The sequence below is a fragment of the Cryobacterium sp. HLT2-28 genome (assembly GCF_004402495.1).
GTDB lineage: Bacteria > Actinomycetota > Actinomycetes > Actinomycetales > Microbacteriaceae > Cryobacterium > Cryobacterium mannosilyticum.
This window is the reverse complement of the sequence record NZ_SOFH01000016.1, coordinates 82,606-104,298: the sequence shown is the minus strand read 5'-3', so window position 1 is coordinate 104,298 and position 21,693 is coordinate 82,606. Positions and strand designations below refer to the sequence as shown.

20 protein-coding genes are annotated in these 21,693 nt (G+C 70.8%); 7 read left to right on the top strand and 13 right to left on the bottom strand.

Going from position 1 to position 21,693, the window contains the following annotated elements; all coding sequences use genetic code 11:
• Positions 1-9 precede the first annotated feature (9 nt).
• Positions 10-987, bottom strand: coding sequence for a 4-hydroxy-tetrahydrodipicolinate synthase (gene dapA, locus E3O48_RS06580; protein ID WP_134537783.1), 978 nt, complete (start codon positions 985-987; stop codon positions 10-12).
• A 119-nt stretch (positions 988-1,106) separates the two neighbouring features.
• Here dapA and E3O48_RS06575 point away from each other — a divergent pair, with 119 nt between their 5' ends.
• The 4 genes from E3O48_RS06575 (at position 1,107) to E3O48_RS06560 (ending at position 3,476) form a co-directional block, all read left to right on the top strand.
• Positions 1,107-1,556, top strand: a complete 450-nt coding sequence (locus tag E3O48_RS06575) for a thioredoxin family protein (RefSeq protein ID WP_134510490.1) — start codon at positions 1,107-1,109, stop codon at positions 1,554-1,556.
• Positions 1,537-2,058 (top strand): DUF4395 family protein, encoded by a 522-nt coding sequence (locus E3O48_RS06570; protein ID WP_134537782.1) that lies wholly within the window; start codon positions 1,537-1,539, stop codon positions 2,056-2,058. Before E3O48_RS06575 ends, E3O48_RS06570 begins: the two co-directional genes overlap by 20 nt.
• 86 nt (positions 2,059-2,144) lie before the next feature.
• Positions 2,145-2,570: an OsmC family peroxiredoxin gene (locus E3O48_RS06565; protein ID WP_134537781.1), complete on the top strand. Its 426-nt coding sequence runs from the start codon at positions 2,145-2,147 to the stop codon at positions 2,568-2,570.
• A gap of 15 nt (positions 2,571-2,585) precedes the next feature.
• Positions 2,586-3,476 (top strand): TIGR01777 family oxidoreductase, encoded by an 891-nt coding sequence (locus E3O48_RS06560; protein WP_134537780.1) that lies wholly within the window; start codon positions 2,586-2,588, stop codon positions 3,474-3,476.
• A 25-nt stretch (positions 3,477-3,501) separates the two neighbouring features.
• Here the strand turns inward: E3O48_RS06560 and E3O48_RS06555 are convergent, their stop codons facing one another.
• Positions 3,502-3,963 (bottom strand): tetratricopeptide repeat protein, encoded by a 462-nt coding sequence (locus E3O48_RS06555; RefSeq protein WP_134537779.1) that lies wholly within the window; start codon positions 3,961-3,963, stop codon positions 3,502-3,504.
• Entirely contained in the window at positions 3,960-4,802 is an 843-nt protein-coding gene (gene dapB / locus E3O48_RS06550) for a 4-hydroxy-tetrahydrodipicolinate reductase (protein WP_134537778.1), read from the bottom strand. The genes E3O48_RS06555 and dapB overlap by 4 nt, the downstream gene beginning before the upstream one ends.
• 63 nt (positions 4,803-4,865) lie before the next feature.
• On the opposite strand from dapB, the gene E3O48_RS06545 reads away from it, so the two are divergent.
• On the top strand, positions 4,866-5,372 hold the full coding sequence (locus tag E3O48_RS06545) for a GNAT family N-acetyltransferase (RefSeq protein WP_134537777.1): 507 nt from the start codon (positions 4,866-4,868) through the stop codon (positions 5,370-5,372).
• 76 nt (positions 5,373-5,448) lie between these two features.
• Here E3O48_RS06545 and E3O48_RS06540 read toward each other — a convergent pair whose 3' ends face one another.
• The 3 genes from E3O48_RS06540 to E3O48_RS06530 form a co-directional block, all read right to left on the bottom strand.
• Complete coding sequence (locus E3O48_RS06540; RefSeq protein ID WP_134510483.1) at positions 5,449-6,051, bottom strand: histidine phosphatase family protein; 603 nt, start codon at positions 6,049-6,051, stop codon at positions 5,449-5,451.
• 89 nt (positions 6,052-6,140) lie between these two features.
• Positions 6,141-7,496 (bottom strand): pitrilysin family protein, encoded by a 1,356-nt coding sequence (locus E3O48_RS06535; RefSeq protein WP_134537776.1) that lies wholly within the window; start codon positions 7,494-7,496, stop codon positions 6,141-6,143.
• Positions 7,497-7,607: 111 nt separating this feature from the next.
• Complete coding sequence (locus E3O48_RS06530; protein ID WP_134537775.1) at positions 7,608-8,666, bottom strand: aldo/keto reductase; 1,059 nt, start codon at positions 8,664-8,666, stop codon at positions 7,608-7,610.
• A gap of 205 nt (positions 8,667-8,871) precedes the next feature.
• Here E3O48_RS06530 and E3O48_RS06525 point away from each other — a divergent pair, with 205 nt between their 5' ends.
• A complete protein-coding gene (locus tag E3O48_RS06525) occupies positions 8,872-10,491 on the top strand; it encodes a peptide chain release factor 3 (RefSeq protein WP_134537774.1) in 1,620 nt (539 codons plus the stop codon).
• Between the two features lie 25 nt (positions 10,492-10,516).
• Here E3O48_RS06525 and E3O48_RS06520 read toward each other — a convergent pair whose 3' ends face one another.
• Together E3O48_RS06520 and E3O48_RS06515 are read right to left on the bottom strand one after the other, a co-directional pair.
• On the bottom strand, positions 10,517-12,625 hold the full coding sequence (locus E3O48_RS06520) for a transglycosylase domain-containing protein (protein ID WP_134537773.1): 2,109 nt from the start codon (positions 12,623-12,625) through the stop codon (positions 10,517-10,519).
• A gap of 67 nt (positions 12,626-12,692) precedes the next feature.
• Positions 12,693-14,399 (bottom strand): ribonuclease J, encoded by a 1,707-nt coding sequence (locus E3O48_RS06515; RefSeq protein WP_198413036.1) that lies wholly within the window; start codon positions 14,397-14,399, stop codon positions 12,693-12,695.
• A gap of 347 nt (positions 14,400-14,746) precedes the next feature.
• Here E3O48_RS06515 and E3O48_RS06510 point away from each other — a divergent pair, with 347 nt between their 5' ends.
• On the top strand, positions 14,747-15,250 hold the full coding sequence (locus tag E3O48_RS06510; RefSeq protein ID WP_134537772.1) for a glutathione peroxidase: 504 nt from the start codon (positions 14,747-14,749) through the stop codon (positions 15,248-15,250).
• 112 nt (positions 15,251-15,362) lie between these two features.
• On the opposite strand, the gene E3O48_RS06505 is transcribed toward E3O48_RS06510, so the two are convergent.
• Genes E3O48_RS06505 through E3O48_RS06485 form a run of 5 tightly spaced genes read right to left on the bottom strand, consistent with a single transcriptional unit; the run spans position 15,363 to position 21,534 of the window.
• The gene (locus E3O48_RS06505; protein WP_134537771.1) at positions 15,363-16,175 is read right to left on the bottom strand and encodes a CoA ester lyase; all 813 of its coding nucleotides are present in this window, start codon (positions 16,173-16,175) and stop codon (positions 15,363-15,365) included.
• A complete protein-coding gene (locus E3O48_RS06500) occupies positions 16,172-16,657 on the bottom strand; it encodes a MaoC family dehydratase (protein WP_134510476.1) in 486 nt (161 codons plus the stop codon). Before E3O48_RS06500 ends, E3O48_RS06505 begins: the two co-directional genes overlap by 4 nt.
• 13 nt (positions 16,658-16,670) lie before the next feature.
• Positions 16,671-17,837, bottom strand: a complete 1,167-nt coding sequence (locus E3O48_RS06495; protein ID WP_134537770.1) for an acyl-CoA dehydrogenase family protein — start codon at positions 17,835-17,837, stop codon at positions 16,671-16,673.
• Positions 17,834-19,921, bottom strand: coding sequence for a biotin carboxylase N-terminal domain-containing protein (locus tag E3O48_RS06490; protein WP_134537769.1), 2,088 nt, complete (start codon positions 19,919-19,921; stop codon positions 17,834-17,836). The genes E3O48_RS06495 and E3O48_RS06490 overlap by 4 nt, the downstream gene beginning before the upstream one ends.
• Before the next feature lie 5 nt (positions 19,922-19,926).
• Positions 19,927-21,534, bottom strand: a complete 1,608-nt coding sequence (locus E3O48_RS06485) for a carboxyl transferase domain-containing protein (protein WP_134537768.1) — start codon at positions 21,532-21,534, stop codon at positions 19,927-19,929.
• Positions 21,535-21,693 lie beyond the last annotated feature (159 nt).

Here is a 21,693-nt window from a genome sequence, read left to right as displayed (position 1 = left end):
GTGGCGTGATTAGCGTGTTGTTCCGGCGATCTTCGGCAGCGCGCCGCCCGCGGCGGCGTTGCGGTCGGGGCGGAAGTTGGAGAAGTCGACCCCGGGGATGTTCTTGACCAGGTCGATCTCGTCCTCGATCTGCGCGGCCTCGAAGTCCTCCGGGCCGACCAGGGGCAGGCGCACCCGCGGGCTGCCGATCCGGCCGAGGCCGTGCAGGATGTACTTGACCGCGACGGTGCCGGGGACGTGGGTCATGCAGGCCCGCACGAGGGGTTCGAGCTGGCGGTGCGCGGCGGTCGCCGTCTTCAGGTCGCCGGCGTTGACGGCATCCACCATCTGGCGGTACGGCGTGGCCGCGATGTTCGCGGTGACGCCGATCAGGCCGGTCGCCCCGATCGACAGGTGCGGCAGCACATTCGGGTCGTCGCCGGAGAAGTAGAGCAGGTCGGTCTGATTGAGCACCCGGCTGACCTGGGCCAGGTCGCCCTTGGCGTCCTTGACGGCGAGGATGTTCGGGTGCTTCGCGGCGCGCAGGATGGTCTCGTAGTTGATCGGGACGCCGGTGCGACTGGGGATGTCGTAGAGGATCACCGGCAGGTCGGTGGCGTCGGCGATCATCCGGAAGTGGGTGAGGATGCCCGACTGGGTGGGCTTGTTGTAGTACGGGGTGACGATCATGTTGCCATCGGCGCCGGCCTTCTCGCTCTGGCGGGCGAGCTGCATGGCGTGCGCGGTCTCGTTGGAGCCGCCGCCGGTGATGATCTTGGCCCGGCCGGCCGCGACGTCCTTGCCGACCTCGACCAGCCTGATCTTCTCCGGATCGGTCAGGGTGGACGTCTCCCCGGTGGTGCCGGTGACGACGATGCCGTCGGCGCCGGCGGTGATCACGTCGTCGATGTGTTTCGCCACTCCCGCCCAGTCGACTTCGCCGTCGGCAGTGAAGGGAGTGACCAGGGCGACGAGGACCTGGCCGAAAGGGTTATAGGACGTAGACACGAATTACAGGCTATCGGTCACGGTGCGAGAGCGCACGCGGTGCCCGGCGCGGCCGGGCCTGCGCCGTAACCTGTCGTCACACTCCCCCGGCCGGTCCGGGACGCCCGTACCGTTGCGGGATGGATCCGATTCTCGCCCTCGGCAGTGTGCTGGCGCTCGTGGCCGCCGCGACCGGCCTCGGCCTGGCCTGGCGCGCCCGGCAGGGGCGCTTCACCGAGGTGGCGGAGGCGCCCGCGCTCACCCCGGCGGATGTCGCCAGCACCGCCCAGTTCGGCGCGGAAGCCACCCTGGTGCAGTTCTCCACCGAACACTGCTCCCGCTGCCCCGGCACCCACCGGATGCTCGCCGGCGTTGCCCGGTCCCGGCCCGGCGTCGTGCACGTCGAGGTGGACCTCACCCACCGGGCCGACCTGGCCCGCCGGTTCCAGGTCTTGCAGACCCCGACCACGCTGATCCTCGACCGGACCGGGCGGGTGCAGGCCCGGGTCGGCGGTGCCCCGCACAAGGCCGGAATCATCGCCCACCTCGACGACCTCCCCGGGAGCCGCCATGCCACTCTTGCCCGCTGAACCCGGCACGCCCGCGGCCGGAGCGGGTGCGCCCCGCCCCCGCCGGCCCGACCTCGACCCGCGCGGCCCGCGGTTCGGCGCCGGGATCACCGCCGTGCTGCTGCTCGTGGTGGTGTTCCTGTCGCTGACCGGGGCATCCGCCGCCGCGCTCTCGCTCCTCGTCGTGCTGGCCGCCCTGTTCGCCTGGGGCGCGATCGCGGGCGCCGGCCGGCACCCCTGGGGTCTGCTGTTCAAGCGTTTCGTGCGGCCCCGGCTGGCCCCGCCGGGTGAACTGGAGAACCCCGCCCCGCCGACGTTCGCGCAGGGCGTCGGCCTGCTGGTCACCCTCGTCGGCGTCGTGCTCGGCCTGGTCGGCCTGGCGCCGGCCGTGGGCATCGCCGCGGCGGCCGCGTTCGTCGCGGCCTTCCTCAACGCCGTGTTCGACTACTGCCTCGGCTGCCAGCTGTACCTGCTGCTGGTGCGGTCCGGGCTGCTCGGCCGAGGGCCGGCCAGCGCCGGGTAGCGGCCTCCCTGCCGATTCCCAGACGGGAAGGCCCCCTGCCGCCGGCCCCCATGGCTAGGCTGGAGGTTCACTCAGGAGGTAACACCATGGCATTGACCAGCGAAGCGACCACCGTCTGGACCGGCGATCTGAAGTCCGGCCAGGGCACCGTCTCCCTCGACTCATCGCACGCCGCCGAATTCCCGGTCACCTGGCAGGCCAGGTCCGTCGGCAGCCCGAACACGACCAACCCGGAGGAACTCCTCGGCGCGGCCCACTCCGCCTGCTTCTCGATGGCCCTCGCCAACGGCCTCAGCGCAGCCGGTCACACGCCGGAGAGCATCCAGACCACCGCGGCGGTCACCTTCGAGGCCGGGGTCGGCGTCGTCGGCAGTCATCTCCTCGTCAGCGCCAGCGTGCCCGGCCTGACCGAGGAGGAGTTCGAGGCCTTCGCCGCGGACGCGAAGACCAACTGCCCGATCTCCAAGGCGCTGGCCGGAATCCCGATCACGATCGAAGCCGAGCTGGCCTAGCAGGGCCGGGCGTTCATGCGAGTTCTGGTCTCCGGGGCCTCCGGCCTGATCGGCACCGAGGTCTGCCGCCAGCTCGGCGCGGCGGGCCACACGGTCGCGCGCCTGGTGCGCCGCGACCCGCGGACGCCCAATGAATTCCGCTGGAATCCCGCCGCGCTGACCCTGGACGAGGCCGCGCTCGGGCAGGTGGATGCGGTGATCAACCTGTCCGGCGCGTCTCTCGCCCGGCTGCCGTGGACCCCCGGGTACCGGCGGCAGATCCTCGAGTCGAGGGTGCAGGCCACCCGCACGCTCACCGACGCCATGCGGCGAAGCGCCCACCCGCCGGCCGTGCTGCTCAACGCCTCCGCGGTCGGCATCTACGGCGACCGCCCCGGCGAGGTGCTCACCGAGCAGTCCGCTCCGGGCACCGATTTCCTGGCCGGCGTCGTCGCCGCCTGGGAGGCCGAGGCCGCTCGTGCGCCGGAGCAGACCAGGGTCGTGACCTTCCGCACCGGGCTGGTCATCGCCCGGGGCGGCGCGCTGCGGCCGCTGCTGCCGCTGGTCCGCCTGGGCGTGGCCGGTCCGCTCGGCCGCGGCACCGCGCACTGGCCGTGGATCAGCCTGCACGACGAGGCCGCCGCGATCGTGCACCTGCTCGGTTCGGCACTGTCCGGCTCGGTGAACCTGGTCGGCCCGACCCCCGCCAGCTCGAACGACGTGATCAAGGCCGTGGCCACGGCCCTGCACCGCCCGTTCCGGATCCCGGTGCCCGAGCTGGTGCTCACCCTCGCCCTGCAGGACGCCGCGCGCGCACTGCTGCTGGCCGACCAGCAGGTCGATTCGACCCTGCTGCAGAACGACGGTTTCGTCTTCTCCCAGCGCACCGCGGCCGAGGCCGTCGACTGGATGCTCGCCCAGCCCTGACCAGGCCCGGCGCGTCACACTACCGTTACCGGGGCGGCGCGACCGCGTGCATGGAGCGTTCGAGGGCGATGGCGGTGCGGATGGCGCCGCGGGCCCGGCGACGGTCCCCCGACGCGTCGTAGGCCAGTCCGAGGCGGAACCAGGCCCGCCAGTCGCCGGGGGCGGCATCCACTGCAGCCGTGAACCGGGGGAACTGCGCGTCGGCGGCGTCCCGGAGCGGCCGTCCGCTCGGACGGGTGGGCAGGTCCTCGACGGGGAGGCCGCCCTCGCACTCCAGCTGCCGCACGAGGCGTTCGGAGTCTCGGCCGAACCGGAGTTCGAGCACGAGCGCCCAGACCCCGATCAGCGGCAGGATGATCAGCGCCACCCCGATCAGGATGCCGACGGGGTCGCCGCTCTGCACGAACAGCACCGCGCGCCAGCCGACGAGGACCAGGTAGAACGCCAGGAGGAGGGCCATCGGGACGACGGCCAGGCGGCCCTTCATGCGCCGGCGCCTGGACTGTCGAGAACAGAGCCGTCGGGAACGGCGCCGTCGGGTGTGGAGTCGTCCGGTCCCGGTTCCGCCGGGGCATCCGGCCGGACCGGCTCCCCGAGGCCGAGGTCCACGACCTGGTCGAGCCCGACCGTCACGCCGCGCGCCGACACGGCCGCGGCGAGGGCCAGCAGGATACCGCGCTCGTAGGCAGCCGCGGAGAGGGTGTTGTGGCTGATCGTGAGGGTCTCCCCCGTGCCGCCGAAGATGACGTCCTGGCGGGCGAGCAGCCCCTCGAGCCGGAGGCTGTGCACCGGGACGCTGGAGACCTGCTGGCCGCGGGCTCGCTGGTCGATGTGCGGCGCGGACACCGGCCCGAGGCCGGCCCTGGCCCGCCCGATCAGTTCGGCCGTGCGCACCGCGGTGCCCGACGGCGAGTCGACCTTGCCGGCCTGGTGCGCCTCGACGATCTCGATCGAGTCGAAGAACCGGGCCACCATGGCCGAGAGCGCGGTGCCGATGACCGAGCCGATGGAGAAGTTGGGGATGATGACCACGCCGGTGTCGTCGCGCCCGGCGATGCGGCGGGCGAGGGCGTCGATCCGCTCCTGCGACCAGCCGGAGGTGCCGACGAGCACACGGAGCCCATGGTCGACGGCGAAGTCGACGACGCCCTGGCTGGCCCGGGGCACGGTCAGGTCGATCACCACGTCGGCGCCGAGCATCTCGGCCAGGTCGCTGGCGGAGTTCAGCCCGGCGACGAGGTCGTAGCCGTCCGTCTTCTCGACCAGTGCGGCGACGAGGCGGCCCATCGTTCCCGTTACGCCGACGATGGCCACCCGTGTTGTCATGGGTCCAATCTACCAAGGGCGGCGGGCCATTGCCGCAGCGGCCGGGCGAAGTAGCCTTGACCCATGTCCGATTCTCCAGCCCCGGCCTTCAGCGACGTGTCGGTGACGGATGCCGGCTCGATCGTGCTGCTCACCCAGTACTTCAGTGATCGTGAGTCGAGCTTCCCGGCCGATCAGGGTGCCTACCGCACCACCTTCCCGACGCCGGGCCAGTTCGTGCAGCCGAACGGGGTGTTCCTGCTGGTCAGCGAGGAGCCCGGCAAACGGGAACGCGCGTTCGTGGGGTGCGGCGGCATCCGCCGGATCGCGGATTCGCCGGCCGGCCGGGTGCGTTACGAGGTCAAGCACCTCTGGCTGCAGCCGCAGGTGCGTGGCCGGGGCTGGGGCCGCGTCCTGCTCGCCGAGCTGGAACGGCGGGCGCGGGACTTCGGCGCCGACGAGCTCGTGCTCGACACGAACGCGAGCCTGACAGCGGCCGGGGTGCTCTACTCGAGCGCCGGGTACGAGGACTGCACCCCCTACAACGACAACCCGAACGCCACCAACTGGTACCGCAAGCTCCTCGTCTGAGGCCGTCCGGGCGCGCTTCGCCAAGAGCGCGCCGCCGGGAGCGCGCCGCTGGAAGCGCGCCGCTGGAAGCGCGCCGCTAGAAAAGGAGCGGGTCGGGCAGGCCGGTGCGCAGCTCCACGGGGAGGTGCCCGGTGTCGTTGTGGGTGACCATGGTCCACGGCCGGCCGGGCTTCTGGTGCAGCACCGTGAGGCCGCAGTTGGCCTGGTTGATGCTGATCCAGCGCCAGTCCGGTGCGCCGAGCACCTCGCGCACGAACCAGGCGATGACGAAGTTGTGGGTGATCAGCAGGTCGTGGTGTTCCCCGCGCCTCGGCTGGAGGAACTCGGCGACGGCGTCCTCCATCTGGGCGCTCCCGGCCTCGATCTCCGCCTCGGTGACCGCACCGAAGAACGGGGCGTAGGCCGTCGGCGTCTCCGGCGCCCTGCCGGACGGAATGCAGTCGAAGAGCAGCGCCGAGGGTTCGGGCGTGAGCGCGGGCAGGCGCTGGGCGATGATCTTCGCCGTCTCCGCGGCCCGCTGCAGCGGGGAATGGTACGCGGCCGTGAACGGCACCCCGCCGAGGCGCTCAGCGATCAGCTGGGCCTGGCGCTTGCCGCGCGCGGACAGCGGGCCGTCCGGCAGGCCGTGTTCGGCATCCTGCTGTTCACCGTGGCGCACGAGGTAGATGTAGTGGGGCAAGTTGTTCTCTTTCGATTCACGGCGCCCGGGTGAGCGGTGGGCGGCCGGGTCGGATGCCGGCGTCTGCGCCGGAGTCGGTTGGCGGGGAGTCAGGAGCGGAGCGGGTCCTGCAGGATGGCCGCGAAGGCGTCGGGCTCCAGCGCGCCGACGGCCGCGATCGATAGCGGGCCGGCCGCCAGGTCGACGGCCAGCGCCTGGACGTCCGCGGCGGTGACCAGGGCAAGGCGGCGGAGCGCCTCATCGAGGTCGATGAACTCACCGAGGGTGATCTCGGAACGGCCCAGCCGGGACATCCGGGTGTCGGAGTCCTCGAGGGCGAGGGCGGATGCCCCCGACAGCTGGCCCGACGCCCGCTTCATCTCGTCGGCGGTGACGCCGTGCTCGGCGAGCCGGTGCAGCTCGCTGAGCATCAGCTCGGCGACCTGGCCGGCCTTCGCCGGCGTGCAGCCGGCGTACATGCCGAACAATCCGGCGTCGGAGTAGCCGGGGGCGAAGGAGTAGACCGAGTAGGCCAGGCCGCGCTTCTCCCGCACCTCCTGGAACAGCCGGGAGGACATGCCGCCGCCGAAGATGGAGTTCAGCACGCTCATCGTGACGCGCCGGTCGTCGGTGGCGAGGAGGCCGGGGAACCCCATCAGGAGGTTGGCCTGTTCCAGCGGCCGCGGAACGATCGTGAGCCGGGCACCCTGGCTGATGCCCGCCGGGCTGCCGGAGCGGCGGCCGACGGGCGCGGCGTATTCGCTCAGGTCCCAGCCGGCCAGGGCGAGGGCACGAGTCACGGACGCGACGAGCACGTCGTGGTCGACCGCCCCGGCCACCGTGACGACGAGGTCCTGGGGTCGGTAGTTGGCCCGGTAGTGCTCGTGCACGGCGGCGTGGGTGGCGGCCCGGATCGTGTCGGGGCTGCCGCCGATCGGCCGGCCGAGCGGATGCTCCCCCATCACGGCCTCGAAGAAACGCTCGTTCGCGACGTCCGACGGGTCGTCGTCGGCCATGGCGAGTTCTTCGAGGATGACGCCGCGTTCGTTCTCGAACTCGACCGGGTCCAGCAGCGACGAGGTGAGCATGTCGGTGAGCACCTCGACCGCCATCGGCAGGTCACGGTCCTGCACCTTGGCGTAGTAACAGGTGTACTCCTTGGCGGTCATCGCGTTGTGCTCGCCGCCGACGGAGTCGAAGGCGATCGCGATGTCCAGCGCGGTGCGCTTCGCCGTGCCCTTGAACAGGAGGTGCTCCAGGAAGTGGGTCGACCCGAAATGGCCGGGCTCCTCGTCGCGGGAGCCGACGGCGACCCAGTAGCCGATGGTCAGGCTGCGACTGCCGGGCACGTGCTCGCTGACAATGCGCACACCGCTCGGCAGCACGCTGCGGCGTACGAGGGACTCACCGGCCGCTCGGAAGGAGAGTTCGGCCAGGTCCAGGGGAAACTCAACGGCACCGTTCATATCTCCCCCACCCTACGTCACCGGGCCTGCGCGGCCGAGGCCCGACTCGCGCCCGCGGGCGACCCGATTCCGCCAGGGCGGGCGTCGCCCCTGGGCGTCGCGGCGGCGTCGCTAGGCCGAGGCCCGGTCCAGGTCCACCATGTCGCCGCGGGTCAGGCGGATGCCGGCGGCGGCCAGGAGCGCCTCCACCTGGTCGGGGTGGCTGGCGCTGGCCACCGGGGCGACGACCTGGCCGCGGGCGAGGAGCCAGGCGATCGCGATGGTCGCCGGGGCCACGGCGTGCTCCTCGGCGATGCGGTCGACGACCGCGAGCATCCGCAGCCCGGTGCGGGTGACGTATTTGGCGGCGCGGGCGGCGCGGGTCGTCTTCTGCAGGTCGGCCTTCGACCGGTAGCGGCCGGCCAGGAAGCCGTGCGCGAGAGCGAAGTAGGGCAGCACCGACATGCCCTGCGCCCGGGTGACCAGCGCCAGCGAGGACTCGAACGGCGCGCGGTGGAGCAGGCTGTACTGGGTCTGCAGCGCCACGAACCGGGGCAGACCGTTGGCGGCGAGCACCCGGGCCTCCATCAGGCGTTCGGCGGAGAAGTTCGACGCGGCGAGGTAGCGCACCTGGCCGCTGCGGATGAGCACGTCGACGGCGCCGAGGCTCTCCTCCAGGGGAACGGTCGGATCGTCGAAGTGGAAGTGCAGAAGGTCGATGTAGTCGGTGCCGAGCCGGTCGAGCGAGGCCTGCACGGCGCCGATGATGCTGCGCGGCGACAGCCCGGGGTTGTCCCGGTTCTTGCCGATCTTGGTGGCGATCACGGTGCCGTCGCGGGCGCCGCGGGAGCGCAGCCAGTTGCCGACGATCACCTCGCTTCGCCCGGAGGTGTAGCTGTCGGCGGTGTCGAGGAAGTTGCCGCCGAGGTCGCGGTGCGCATCGAGCACCCGGGCGCTGGTCTCCCCGTCTGCCGTCCAGCCGAACACGCTCGTGCCGAGGGCGAGCGGGTGGACCGTGAGGTCGGTGTCGGCGATGGTGCGGCGGAGGCTCTTCGGCGTCGGCAGGGACTGCACGGAGACGGATACGGGGATGGGGAGCGAGATGGCGGGCGGGCCCTGCAACGCTGCCGGCCCGGTGGACGGCGCGCTCACGGGCCGCGTGCCGTGTCCGTGCATGGCCGGTCGGGGCATCCGTCACTCCCTCCGCTCAGTGCCGACAATAACCCCCGCACCCGTTCAGACAAAGGACACGCCCTAACCGTTACCAAACCGTGGGGTCCCGGGCCCGAAACGAGCCTCTCGCGGGTCAAGTTAGAGTTGGAGGGGAACGATTCTGACCTGGCCGCCGCAGAGGCGTCGCCTCCGCCGGCCTGAATCGCCCGTGAAAGAAGGATCCATGACGCAGCCCATCGGCCTGTCCACGCCCGAGGTACTCTCTGAGGCTCGACGACGCCGCACGTTCGCCGTGATCTCCCACCCCGACGCGGGGAAGTCGACGCTCACCGAGGCGCTGCTGCTGCACGCGCGTGCCATCACCACCGCCGGGGCCACCCACGGCAAGGCGGGGCGCCGCGGCACGGTGTCCGACTGGATGGCGATGGAGCAGGCCCGCGGCATCTCGGTGACCAGCGCGGCGATCCAGTTCGAGTACCGCGACGCCGTGATCAACCTCGTCGACACCCCCGGCCACGCCGACTTCTCCGAGGACACCTTCCGGGTGCTCTCGGCCGTCGACGCCGCCGTCATGCTCGTGGACGCGAGCAAGGGCCTCGAGGTGCAGACCATGAAGCTGTTCGAGGTCTGCCGGCAGCGCAACCTCCCCGTGATCACCGTCATCAACAAGTGGGACCGCCCCGGCGCCGAGGCGCTCGACCTGATGGATGAGATCCGCCGGCGCACCGGCCTGATCCCCACTCCGCTGACCTGGCCGGTCGGGATCGCCGGGGACTTCCGCGGCGTGATCGAGCGTTCCAGCCACGAGTTCGTGCGGTTCACCCGCACCGCCGGCGGCGCGAAGGCCGCCGGCTTCGAACGGGTGAGCGCGGATGTCGCCGCCGCCGCCGAGGGCGACGCCTGGCAGACCGCGACCGAGGAGTCGGAGCTGCTCACCGAGGAGGACCAGGACCACGACGAGGCCAGGTTCCTGGCCAACGAGACCACCCCCGTGCTCTTCGCCGCCGCCGTGCTCAACTTCGGGGTGCAGCACATCCTCGACACCCTGGTCGACTTCGCCCCGGCCGCCGAGGCACGCGAGGACGCCTCCGGCGGCCACCGCCCCGTCGGCAGCGCGTTCTCCGGCTTCGTCTTCAAGGTGCAGTCCGGCATGAACGCCTCCCACCGGGACCACGTCGCTTTCGTCCGGGTCTGCTCAGGGCAGTTCCGCCGCGGCATGATCGTCACCCACGCGGCCAGCGGCCGGCCGTTCGCCACGAAGTACGCGCAGCACCTGTTCGGCCGGGAACGCGAGGTGGCCGATGAGGCCTGGCCCGGCGACATCGTCGGCCTGGTCAACGCCTCAGCACTGCGGGTGGGCGACTCGATCTTCGAGGGCGACCCGGTGGAGTACCCGCCGCTGCCGATGTTCGCCCCGGAGCACTTCCGGGTGGTGCGCTCGGCAGACAGCAGCAAGCACAAGCAGTTCCGCCGCGGGATCGACCAGCTCGACCACGAGGGGGTCATCCAGGTGATGCGCTCCGATCTGCGCGGTGACCAGTCCCCCGTGCTCGGCGCGGTCGGGCCGATGCAGTTCGAGGTGGTCGAGGAGCGGATGACCCACGACTTCGGCGCGGCCATCCGTTCGGAGGCCCTGCCCTACCAGATCGCCAGGCGCACCGACCGGGAGAGCGCGCTGATCCTGGGCCACGACCGGCAGGTCGAGGTGCTGATGCGTTCGGACGGCACCCTGCTCGCTCTGTTCAGCACGGTCTGGCGACTGCGCAACACGGTGCGCGACCACCCGGAACTGCTGCTCGAGGACCTTGCCACCGGCAGCCCGGAGGTGGCCGCCGCGCACTGACCCGGGGGCGAACCGCCGGGGCAGGTCAGCGGGTCATGCTCCGCGGCGGCTCGGGGAACTCGTCGCCGCCGAATTTCTCGTTGGCGACGCTCATCATGTCGGGCCACATCCGGTGCCGGGCGGTGGCTGCCTGGCCGTTGTCGAAGTAGGTGTCCCGTTGGTCCTGCCCGGCGCCGGACACAGTCACGACGCCGACGACGGTGGCGACCTTGGTGCTCGCCCCGGCCATCCAGGTGTCCTTGTTCTCGTCGGTGGTGCCGGTCTTGCCGATCATCGGCACCTCCGGGTCGGTCGCCCGGTTCGAGGCCGTCCCCGTGCCGCTGGTCATCACCCGGTGCATCGCGTAGGCCATCGCGGCCGCGACGTCCGGGCTGACGGATTGCGTGCAGGTCGACGTGGGGGCGGGGATCTCCGCGCCGTCCGGCCCGACGATCCGGTCGATCAGGATCGGGCTGCAGGTGGTCCCCTGGTTGGCGATCCCGGCGTACGCGGCCGCCATGGTCAGGGGGGCGATCTCGTTGGTGCCGAGCACCGACGCGGCACCCTGCTGGAGCGGATCCCCGTCGGCCCGGTGCACGCCGAAGGCTTCGGCGGTCTTGCGGATGCCGCACAGGTCGAGTTTCTTCGCCATGCCGATGAACCCGGTGTTGATCGAGCTGATCGTCGACTGGAGGGCGGAGTAGTACGACCCGTTCTCGTAGGAGGCGTCGTTGTTGGGGTCGAAACTCGTGCCGTATTCCTGGGGTCCGTTGCAGCTGTCCTGGAAGACGCCCCAGTCCGAGCGCTGCCGGGAGCTGACCGAGTCGGCGAGGGAGTTGCCCTCCTTGAGCCATTCGGCCAGGGTGAAGACCTTGTAGGTCGACCCGGTCTGGAACCCCTTCGACCCACCCTGGTCGGAGTCGGTGTTGAAGTTGATGCCCGTGGCATTGGGGTTGGCGGCGGCCACGGCCGGATCCTGGGTGTAATCCTTGTTCTGGGTCATCGCGAGCACCCGTCCGGTGCCGACGCCCACACTCGAGATGACGCCGCCGACATCCCAGTCCTCGAAGGACTTCGGGACGTTCTCGGTCATGGTCGTCTCGGCGGCGGCCTGCAGGTCGAGGTCCAGGGTGGTGTAGACGTTGTAGCCGCCGAGCCGGAAGTTGGCCAGCCGGGTGGCGCGATCCGCGCCGAAGGCCGGGTCGTTGCGCAGCGTGCGCAGCACCAGGTCGCAGAAGTAGGCGCTGCCGGCGGCGCTCTGGCAGCCGGTGCTGGGTTCGGTGATGGTCGGGGTGATCGGCGAGGCGATCGCGGCGTCGTGGTCGGCCGTGCTGATCTTCTTGTGCTTGAGCATCTCGCCGAGGATGTAGTCCCTCCGTTCCTTGTTGTCCGCGTAGCCGGTGGCCGCACCGTTGGTGGCGCTCTCCGGCTTGTCGAGCTGGAACTTGACCGGGTTGTTCACGATCGCCACGAGGCTGGCCGCCTGCGGCAGGGTCAGCGCGGCGGCCGTCGTGTTGAAGTAGTAGTTCGCCGCGGATTCGATGCCGTAGACGGACCCGCCGAAACCGGTGATGTTCAGGTACTGGCGCAGGATGTCGGCCTTGGAGGACTTCTTCTCCAGCCCGATCGCGAGGCTCATCTCCTTGAGCTTGCGGTCGGGGCTCGTCTCCGTCGCGGTGTCGTAGCAGCTGGCCCGCTTCGCCTCGTCGGCCAGGGTCTCGCATTTCTGCACGAGCACGTTCTTCACATACTGCTGGGTGATCGACGACCCGCCGCGGGCCGTCCCGGTCACCAGGGTCGACACGAGACCGGAGACCGTCCCCCAGATGTCCACGCCGCCGTGGTCGTAGAAGCCGGGGTCCTCGGCGGAGGTCGCCGCATCCTTCACGAACGGGCTGATCGCATCCGAGGCGACCTCGACCCGGTTCTGGTCGTAGAACGACGCCAGCAACTGCGGCGTGCCGTCGCTCCGGGTGGCGTAGACGTTGCTCTTCTGCGACAACCGGCCGATGGCCAGGTCGTCGGGCAGGCTGATGACGAAGGCGACCAGGGTCGTCGCGAGCAGGGCCACGATGACGGCGGCGGAGACCAGTACGATCGACCGGCGGCGCGTTCGACGACGCGCCTTCTTCCGGCTGGGCAGTTCAGGAGTCATGGGGCGATATCACTTCCGGGTTCGGCGAAGACGGAGGCCGCCGGGCTGGGGGCCCGGCGGCATCCGCTCACGCGTCGACGACGACCGAGGTGATCACCGGGATGCGGCGGTACTTGCGCTGCATCCACCGGGTCACGCTCTGGGTGAAGATGTCCTCGAGCTGCGGCCCGTCGACGATCTTGATCTTGTTGGCGGCGCGGAGGGCGTCGTCGATCGACTTGGTGGCGCCGGCGATCCATTCCCTGTCCTGCACGAAGCCGCGCGCGATGAATTCGACCGGTTCGGTGAGCACGCCGGTGCGGGTGTCCAGGATGCCGAGGATGGTCACGGCACCGTCGTTGGAGAGCTGCAGGCGGTCGGCGAGAGCTTCCTCGGTGGCGCCGCTGCCGACGGTGACTCCGCCGTTGCCGGTCATGCCGTCGACGAAGACGAGTTCGCAGGCGACTCGGCCGGTGATCCGGGCCAGGCCGTCGACGAGGTCCACGACGACGCCGTCCTCGATGATCAGGACCTGCTCCTCCGGAATGCCGGTGCGAACGGCGAGTTCACCGTTGGCCTTGAGGTGGCGCCATTCGCCGTGGATCGGCATGACGTTCTTCGGCTTGACGAGGTTGTAGCAGTAGACGAGCTCGCCGGCGCTGGCGTGACCGGAGACGTGCACCCGGGCGTTGCCCTTGTGCACGACGTTGGCACCCCAGCGGGTGAGGCCGTTGATGACCCGGTAGATCGAGTTCTCGTTGCCGGGGATCAGCGAGCTGGCCAGGAGCACGGTGTCGCCCTCGCCGATCTTGATCTGGTGTTCCCGGTTCGCCATGCGCGACAGGGCCGCCATCGGCTCGCCCTGCGAGCCGGTGCAGATGAGCACGACCTTGTCGTCCTTCATCCGGTCGAACGCCTTGACGTCGACGATGAGGCCCTTGGGCACCTTGAGGAAGCCGAGCTTCTCGGCGATGGCCATGTTGCGCACCATCGAGCGGCCGACGAAGGCGACCTTGCGGTTGTGGCGGGCGGCGGCGTCGATGACCTGCTGGATGCGGTGCACGTGGCTCGCGAAGCTGGAGACGATGATCCGGCGCGGTGCGGTGCGGAAGACGGAATCGATGGCCGGACGGATGTCTTCCTCGGTCATCGTGAAGCCGGGAACCTCGGCGTTGGTCGAGTCGGTCATGAACAGGTCGACACCCTCCTCGCCGAGCCTGGCGAAGCCGGGCAGGTCGGTGAGGCGGTTGTCGAGCGGGAACTGGTCCATCTTGAAGTCGCCGGTGGCGAGCACCAGGCCGGCCTCGGTGCGGATGGCGATGGCGAGCCCGTCGGGGATCGAGTGGTTCACGGCGAGGAACTCGAGGTCGAACGGGCCGGCCTTGCGGCGCTGCCCTTCCTTGACCTGGATCAGGCGCGGGACGATGCGGTGCTCTTCCATCTTGGCGCTGAGGAAGGCGAGGGTGAGCTCGGACCCGATGATGGGGATGTCCTTGCGCTCGCGCAGGAGGTACGGGACGCCGCCGATGTGGTCTTCGTGGCCGTGGGTGAGCACGATCGCCTCGATGTCCTGCAGCCGCCCGCGGATGGCGGAGAAGTCGGGCAGGATCACGTTGATGCCGGGCTGGGTCTCTTCGGGGAAGAGCACGCCGCAGTCGACGATGAGCAGTTTGCCCTTGTGCTCGAAGACGGTCATGTTGCGGCCGATCTCACCGAGGCCGCCGAGCGGGGTGATCCGGAGGCCTCGCTTCGGCAGCGCCGGCGGCGTGGACAGGTCAAGCTGGTGCTTGGTCAATGAAACTCATTTCTCAGGGTGAGACCGCGCGCAAGGCAGTCAGGTCTCGGTAGGTGGGCCGGTGTGCGGTCCTGGTGAACGGGTGGTGCAAAGTTCGGATTCGCGCCTCGTCCTGGGGGACGTGGCCGGTCTGGCCGCCCGATGGGCAACAGTGCCCGGGGCCGGCTCGAGGGCGGCGGAGTCGCGATCTGGTGGCTGCCGATGCCGGGCAGGCGCGATGATGGCGACTCCCCAGCCTACCGCACCGGGCCGCGGACGGCAGTTCGGCGCCCCGGTTGCCGTGTCCTGCCTCGTTGCCCCGGCCGTCCGCCCAGCGATCTCGAAGGGTGCACCGTTAGCATCGCCTCATGTCAGCCAGCGCACTCTACGAGACCCCCCTCACCCTCATCGACGGCACCGAGACCTCCTTCGGGCAGTTCAGGGGAAAGACGGTGCTCGTCGTGAACGTCGCCTCCAAGTGCGGGTTCACCCCGCAGTACGCCGGCCTGGAGGCGCTCTACGAGAAGTACGCGGACGACGGCCTGGTCGTGCTCGGCCTGCCGTGCAACCAGTTCTTGGGCCAGGAGCCCGGCGACGAGGCGTCGATCGAATCCTTCTGCCAGCTCAACTTCGGCGTCACGTTCCCGCTGACCGAGAAGGTGGACGTGCGCGGCAAGAACCAGCATCCGCTCTACGCCCAGCTCACGAAGTTCAAGAGCGGCCTGCTCCCCGGCCTGATCAAGTGGAACTTCGAGAAGTTCCTGGTCAGCCCGACCGGGGAGATCGTCGACCGGTTCGCCTCGACCGTCGAGCCCGAATCCGACGAGATCGTGCGCGCGATCGAGAAGACCCTCGCCGCCAGCGCGGCCTGACCGCGCCGCCTCACCGCGCCGCCGAACTGTGAGTTGTGCACCGTTTTCGCGGCCGAAAACCTGCACACCTCACAGTTCGGCGAGGTGGGGCGGCCGGGGGCGGGGCGGAGGGTCAGTCGGTCGGCGCCGCCCGCCGCAGCACCGCCTCGGCGTGCCGGAGCAGGGGCGAGTCGATCATCCGGCCCTGGTAGGCGAAGACGCCGTCCTCGCCCGCGGCGGCCTCCAGGAGCGCCCAGGCGGCGGCGACCTCCTCCTCGGTGGGCCGGAACGCATCCCGGATCACGGCCACCTGGCTCGGGTGGATGCAGGCGGTGGCCCGGAACCCGCTCGCCACGGCGTCGGCGACCTCGGCGGCCAGGCCGGCCAGGTCGGGGATGGCCAGGAACACGCCGTCGACGGCGGCCTTCCCGTGCGCCCCGGCCGCCAGCAGCACGGCCGAGCGCGCGTGCCGGGCGATGGCCCGGTAGCTGCCGTCGGCGAACCGGCTCGAGCTTCCGCCGAGGGAGGCCACCAGGTCGTCCGCGCCCCACATCAGCGCGACGACGTTCGGTTCGGCCGCGATCGACGGGGCGGCGAGCACCCCGGCCGCGGTCTCGCAGAGGGCGACCACCTCGAACCGGGCCAGCGGGCGCAACTGGGACGCATCCACGGTCTTGGGCAGCATCACGGTGCGGTACGCGGTCTCCTCCAGCGCGGCGAGGTCGAGGGCGAAGTCGGGGGTGCCGACCGGGTTGACCCGCACGATCGTGCGCTCCGGGTCGAGCGGATGCCCGATCAGCGCGCCCCGGGCCCTGGCCCGGTTGGCCGGCAGGATGGCGTCCTCGAGGTCGATGATCACCGCGTCGGCCCGGTCGGCAGCCTTGCGGTACCGGTCGGGGCGGTCGGCCGGGCAGAACAGCAGCGCCGGCCCGAGGTCGAAGCTCACGGGGCCACCTCCTCGCACCAGACCAGCACCGTGCGCACGGCCGTGGCGACGACGTCGCCGGTCTGGTTGCGCCCGGTGTGGCTGAGCGTGACGAGACCCTGGCCGGGCCGGGAGGCCGACAACCGTTTGCCGGTCACGATGGTCTCCGAGTAGAGCGTGTCACCGTGGAAGAGCGGATGCGGGAAGGTCACCTCGGAGAACCCCAGGTTGCCGACGATGGTGCCCTGGGTGAGCTGCGCGACCGAGCTGCCGACCAGGGTCGACAGGGTGAACATGGAGTTGACCAGCCGTTGCCCGAACGGCTGGGTTGCCGACCAGGCTGCGTCCAGGTGCAGCGCCTGGGTGTTCATGGTGAGAGTGGTGAAGAGCACGTTGTCCGCCTCGGTGACCGTGCGGCCCGGGCGGTGCAGGTAGCGCACGTCGGGGTCGAACTCCTCGTAGTACAGGCCGCGCTGTTCGATGCTGCGGCGTTCGTCGGTCATCCGTCGTCCCTTCCTAACCCGTGAAGCCCAGCGCCCGGGAGATCACCATGAGCTGCACCTCGGTGGTTCCCTCGCCCAGCTCGAGCACCTTGGAGTCGCGGTAGTGCCTGGCCACCGGGTTCTCGTTCATGAAGCCGTAGCCGCCGAAGATCTGGGTGGCGTCGCGGGCGTTGTCCATGGCGGCTTCGCTGCCCACCATTTTGGCAATGGATGCCTCCATTTTGAAGGGCTGTCCGGCGACCATTTTCAGGGCCGCGTCCTGCCAGGCGAGCCGGGCGGTGTGCACGCGCGCCTGCATCCGCGCGATCTTGAAGGCGATGTGCTGGTTGGACCCGATCGACCGGCCGAACACGTTGCGGCTGTTCGCGTAGCGGATGGATTCCTCAAGGCAGCCGGCCGCGGCGCCGGTGCAGAGCGCGGCGAAGGCGATGCGGCCCTCGTCCAGGGTCTGCACGAAGTTCGCGAAGCCGCGGCCCCGCTCGCCGAGCAGGTTCGCCTCCGGCACGCGCACGTTCTCGAAGACGAGCGGGTGGGTGTCGGAGGTGTGCCAGCCGACCTTGTCGTAGGCGGGGAGCGCGGTGAACCCGGGCGTGGGCGTCGGCACGAGGATCGCCGTCAGCTCCTTCTTGATCGAACCGTCCGGCCGGGTCTCTTCGCCGGTGACCGCGGTCACGGTGACCAGCCGGGTGATCTCCGAACCGGAGTTGGTGATGAACTGTTTGGTGCCGTTGATCACCCAGTCCCCGCCCTCGAGGGCTGCGGTGGTCTTCGTGCCCGCGGCATCCGAGCCGGCGTCCGCCTCGGTCAGGCCGAACGCGGCGAGCGCCGACCCGCTGGCCAGGCGCGGCACCCACTCCTGCTTCTGCTCCTCGGTGCCCCGGCGGTACACCGGCATGATGCCGAGGCCCACGCCGGCCTCGAGGGTCACGGCGATGCTCTGGTCGACGCGCGCGAGCTGTTCGACCGCGAGGCAGAGGGCAAAGTAGTCCCGGCCCTGACCGCCGTACTCCTTCGGGAAGGGAAGGCCGAACAGGCCCATCTCCCCCATCTCGGCGATGATGCCGTAGGGCAGGGCGCGCTTGGTGTCGTACTCGTAGGCGGCGGGAGCGACGACCGTGTCGGCGAAGTCGCGCACCATGGCCTGCAGCTTCCGGTTCTCGTCGGTCAGTTCGTAACTCATTGTGGTGCTCCCTTGTCTGCGTTGACGGTGGCGGTGTCCGGCCCTGGCGCGCCCGGATCGGGCGCGGCGGTGACGGTGGCGACGATCTGGTCGAGTCTGACCAGGTCGCCGGGTTTGAGGGTGAGGGTGACGATGCCCGCGGTGGCCGCGGTCAGCTGGTGCTCCATCTTCATGGCCTCCACGGTGAGGATGGCCTGCCCGACGGCGACGAGGGCGCCGCTTTCCGTGTGCACGGCGACGACGGTGCCCGGCATCGGCGTGCGCACGTCGGGTCCGGCCGCGCCCGCGACCTGGCCCAGGCCAGCGAGTTCGTCGGCCAGGATCTCCGCCCCCGTGCGGTGCACGACGTCGACCGAGAAGCCGTCGCCGCCGATCCAGAGCCGGAGGCCGGCGCCGTTGTCTGCTTCGGCGATGGAGAGCATCCGCAGCACGCCGTCGACCTCGACGCCGAACGCCTCCTCCGGATGGCGTGCCGGGGACAGGCTCGCGGGCAGGGCCGGCCGGCCGGCGATCGAGACGGATGCCCCGGCCGGGGACCCCTCGACCGTCACGGTGACCGACTCGGTCGCGTTCGTTGCCAGCACGTACCGGGTGGGAACGTGCGGGCCCATCCGCCACCCGGTGGGCCGGGACCAGGCCAGGTCGGCGCCCGGCGGGACGGCCCAGGCGGCCCGGTGCAGGAACAGGGCGGCGGCCGCGAGCACATGGTCGTCGACGACGCGGAAGGCGAGCCCGGGGAGCTTGCGCTCGATCAGCCCGGTGTCGAGGCGGCCGGCGGCCACGTCGGCGTCCTGCACGAGCAACCTCAGGTACTCGACGTTGGTGCGCAGCCCGAGCACGAGCGTGTCGGCGAGCGCGCGGTCGAGCCGGGCGAGCGCACCGGCCCGGTCGGGAGCCCAGGCGATCACCTTGGCGAGCATCGGGTCGTAGTCGGCGGAGACGACGAGGCCGGCCGTGAGCGCGCTGTCCACCCGGATGCCCTCGCCCGTCGCCTCCCGGAGCGCGAGCACGGTGCCCGTCGTCGGCAGGAACCCGCGCTCCGGGTTCTCCGCGTACACCCGGGCTTCGATCGCATGCCCGGTCAGCACGACGTCCTCCTGCCGGTGGTCGAGTCGCTCCCCCGCGGCGACCCGCACCTGCCACTCGACCAGGTCGATGCCGGTGATCATCTCGGTGACCGGGTGCTCCACCTGGAGCCGGGTGTTCATCTCCATGAAGAAGAACTCGCCCGGCGCCGCATCGGAGACGAGGAACTCGACCGTGCCGGCGCCGGCATAGCCGACGCTGCGGGCGGCCGCGCAGGCAGCCTCGCCGATCCGGGCCCGGGTGGCGGCGTCCAGGAGCGGCGACGGCGCCTCTTCGATCACCTTCTGGTGCCTGCGCTGCAGCGAGCATTCGCGTTCGCCGAGCTGGATGACGCCGCCGTGGGTGTCGGCGAGCACCTGCACCTCGATGTGCCGGGGGGTGCTGACGAAGCGTTCGATCAGGAGGGTGTCGTCGCCGAAGGCGGCCGCCGCCACCCTGCGGGCGGTGACCAGCGCCTCGGCGAGGTCGCCCGGCCGGTCGACCCGCACCATGCCCTTGCCGCCGCCGCCGGCCGACGGCTTGATCAGCATCGGGTAGCCGACGCCCGGCGCGGCCGCGATGAGCTGCTCGTCGGTCTGGCCGGGCAGGGACACCCCGGGGATGACGGGCACCCCCGACTCGGCGACGTGGTTCTTCGCCCGGATCTTGTCGCCCATCACGGTGAGCGCGTGCACGCTCGGCCCGATGAAGACGACGCCCGCGTCGGCGCAGGCCTGCGCGAAGGCCTGGTTCTCGCTGAGGAAGCCGTAGCCGGGGTGGATGGCCTGCGCGCCGGTGGCCGCGGCGGCGGCGAGCACTGCGCCCTGGTCCAGGTAGCTGAGCTGGGCCCGGGCGGGGCCGAGCCGCACCGCGACATCCGCCAGCGCCACATGCCGGGCGCCGCGGTCGGCGTCGCTGTAGACGGCGACCGAACGGATGCCGAGCCTGCGCAGGGTGCGGATGATGCGGCAGGCGATCTCGCCGCGGTTGGCGACGAGCACGGTGTCGAAGGTTGTCATGGCGGTCACATCCGGAAGAGACCGAGGGCGGTCTCGGGCAGCGGGGTGGCGGCGACGACGCCGAGGGCGAGGCCGAGCACCGTGCGGGTGTCGGCCGGGTCGATGACGCCGTCGTCCCAGAGCCGGGCCGTGGAGTAGTACGGGCTGCCCTGGTGGTCGTACTGCTCGATGATCGGCGCCTTGAACCTGGCCTCCGCCTCCGCCGGCCACTCCTCGCCGGCGCCCTCGAGCTGCTCGCGTTTCACGGTGGCGAGCACGGAGGCCGCCTGCGGCCCGCCCATCACCGAGATGCGGCTGCCGGGCCACATCCAGAGGAACCGCGGCGAGTATGCCCGGCCGCACATCGAGTAGTTGCCGGCGCCGAAGGAGCCGCCGATCACGACGGTGAGCTTGGGCACCCGGGCGGTGGCGACCGCGGTGACCATCTTGGCGCCGTTCTTGGCGATGCCGCCTGCCTCGTAGTCCCGCCCGACCATGAAGCCGGAGATGTTCTGCAGGAAGATCAGCGGGATGCCGCGCTGGTCGCAGAGTTCGATGAAGTGGGCGCCCTTCTGCGCCGACTCGGAGAACAGCACGCCGTTGTTGGCGACGATGCCGACCGGGTGGCCGTACAGGTGCGCGAAGCCGGTGATCAGGGTGCTGCCGTATTCCTTCTTGAACTCGTGGAACTCGCTGCCGTCGACGAGCCGGGCGATCACCTCGTGCACGTCGTAGCGGCCCTGCACGTCGACGGGCACGACACCGTAGAGCTCCGCCTCGTCGGCCGCGGGGGCGACGACGGGCCGCACGGCCCAGGCCGGGGCGAGGGGGCGAGGCAGGGTTTCGACGATGTCGCGCACGATCTGCAGGGCGTGCCGGTCGTTCTCGGCGAGGTGGTCGGTGACGCCGGACGTCTTCGCGTGCAGTTCTCCGCCGCCGAGCTCCTCCGCGGTGACGATCTCGCCGATGGCCGCCTTCACCAGCGGCGGGCCGCCGAGGAAGATGGTGCCCTGCCCGCGCACGATAACCGTCTCGTCGCTCATCGCGGGCACGTAGGCGCCGCCGGCGGTGCAGGAGCCCATCACGGACGCGATCTGCGGGATCTTCGCCGCGGACATCCGGGCCTGGTTGTAGAAGATACGGCCGAAATGGTCGCGGTCGGGGAAGACGTCGTCCTGCATCGGCAGGAACGCTCCGCCGGAGTCGACCAGGTAGACGCACGGCAGCCGGTTCTCGAGGGCGATCTCCTGCGCCCGGAGGTGCTTCTTGACCGTCATCGGGTAGTAGGTGCCGCCCTTGACGGTGGCGTCGTTGGAGATGACGAGCACGGGGCGGCCGTGCACGAGGCCGATGCCCGCGATGATCCCGGCGCCGGGGCTGGCGTCCTGGTAGAGCCCGTTCGCGGCGAGCGGGGCGATCTCGAGGAACGGGCTGCCCGGGTCGAGCAGGGTGTCGATGCGGTCGCGGGGCAGGAGCTTGCCGCGGGCGAGGTGTCGCTGGCGGGACTTCTCCGGGCCGCCGAGGGCCGCGACGGCGAGCCGCTGCCTGAGGTCGGCGACGAGGGCCCGCTGGGCCGCCTCGTTCTCGGCGAATGCCGGGCTGGTCGGGTCGATCCGACTCGCGAGTGTCTCCATCGACAGCTTCCCGTTCGAGCGTGCCCGCCGCGCGGCACCCGGGTTTCACACCGGGAGGCAGTTCGCCGGACATCCGATACAGTTAGTGATCCCTAACCGAAAATTCAGGTTAGCGGTTCGTAACTGAGAAGTCCAGACCCTGCCGGAAAGGAGCCGCCC

What these genes read in the sequence shown, in the direction of transcription:
- E3O48_RS06485 (WP_134537768.1), bottom strand. Translation starts at nt 21,534, where the DNA reads ATGGAGACACTCGCGAGTCGGATCGACCCGACCAGCCCGGCATTCGCC.
- E3O48_RS06500 (WP_134510476.1), bottom strand. Translation starts at nt 16,657, where the DNA reads ATGACCGACGAACGCCGCAGCATCGAACAGCGCGGCCTGTACTACGAG.
- E3O48_RS06535 (WP_134537776.1), bottom strand. Translation starts at nt 7,496, where the DNA reads ATGAACGGTGCCGTTGAGTTTCCCCTGGACCTGGCCGAACTCTCCTTC.
- dapB (WP_134537778.1), bottom strand. Translation starts at nt 4,802, where the DNA reads ATGACAACACGGGTGGCCATCGTCGGCGTAACGGGAACGATGGGCCGC.
- E3O48_RS06520 (WP_134537773.1), bottom strand. Translation starts at nt 12,625, where the DNA reads ATGACTCCTGAACTGCCCAGCCGGAAGAAGGCGCGTCGTCGAACGCGC.
- E3O48_RS06510 (WP_134537772.1), top strand. Translation starts at nt 14,747, where the DNA reads ATGTCAGCCAGCGCACTCTACGAGACCCCCCTCACCCTCATCGACGGC.
- E3O48_RS06490 (WP_134537769.1), bottom strand. Translation starts at nt 19,921, where the DNA reads ATGACAACCTTCGACACCGTGCTCGTCGCCAACCGCGGCGAGATCGCC.
- E3O48_RS06565 (WP_134537781.1), top strand. Translation starts at nt 2,145, where the DNA reads ATGGCATTGACCAGCGAAGCGACCACCGTCTGGACCGGCGATCTGAAG.
- E3O48_RS06555 (WP_134537779.1), bottom strand. Translation starts at nt 3,963, where the DNA reads ATGAAGGGCCGCCTGGCCGTCGTCCCGATGGCCCTCCTCCTGGCGTTC.
- E3O48_RS06560 (WP_134537780.1), top strand. Translation starts at nt 2,586, where the DNA reads ATGCGAGTTCTGGTCTCCGGGGCCTCCGGCCTGATCGGCACCGAGGTC.
- E3O48_RS06575 (WP_134510490.1), top strand. Translation starts at nt 1,107, where the DNA reads ATGGATCCGATTCTCGCCCTCGGCAGTGTGCTGGCGCTCGTGGCCGCC.
- E3O48_RS06525 (WP_134537774.1), top strand. Translation starts at nt 8,872, where the DNA reads ATGACGCAGCCCATCGGCCTGTCCACGCCCGAGGTACTCTCTGAGGCT.
- E3O48_RS06530 (WP_134537775.1), bottom strand. Translation starts at nt 8,666, where the DNA reads ATGCCCCGACCGGCCATGCACGGACACGGCACGCGGCCCGTGAGCGCG.
- E3O48_RS06495 (WP_134537770.1), bottom strand. Translation starts at nt 17,837, where the DNA reads ATGAGTTACGAACTGACCGACGAGAACCGGAAGCTGCAGGCCATGGTG.
- E3O48_RS06545 (WP_134537777.1), top strand. Translation starts at nt 4,866, where the DNA reads ATGTCCGATTCTCCAGCCCCGGCCTTCAGCGACGTGTCGGTGACGGAT.
- E3O48_RS06570 (WP_134537782.1), top strand. Translation starts at nt 1,537, where the DNA reads ATGCCACTCTTGCCCGCTGAACCCGGCACGCCCGCGGCCGGAGCGGGT.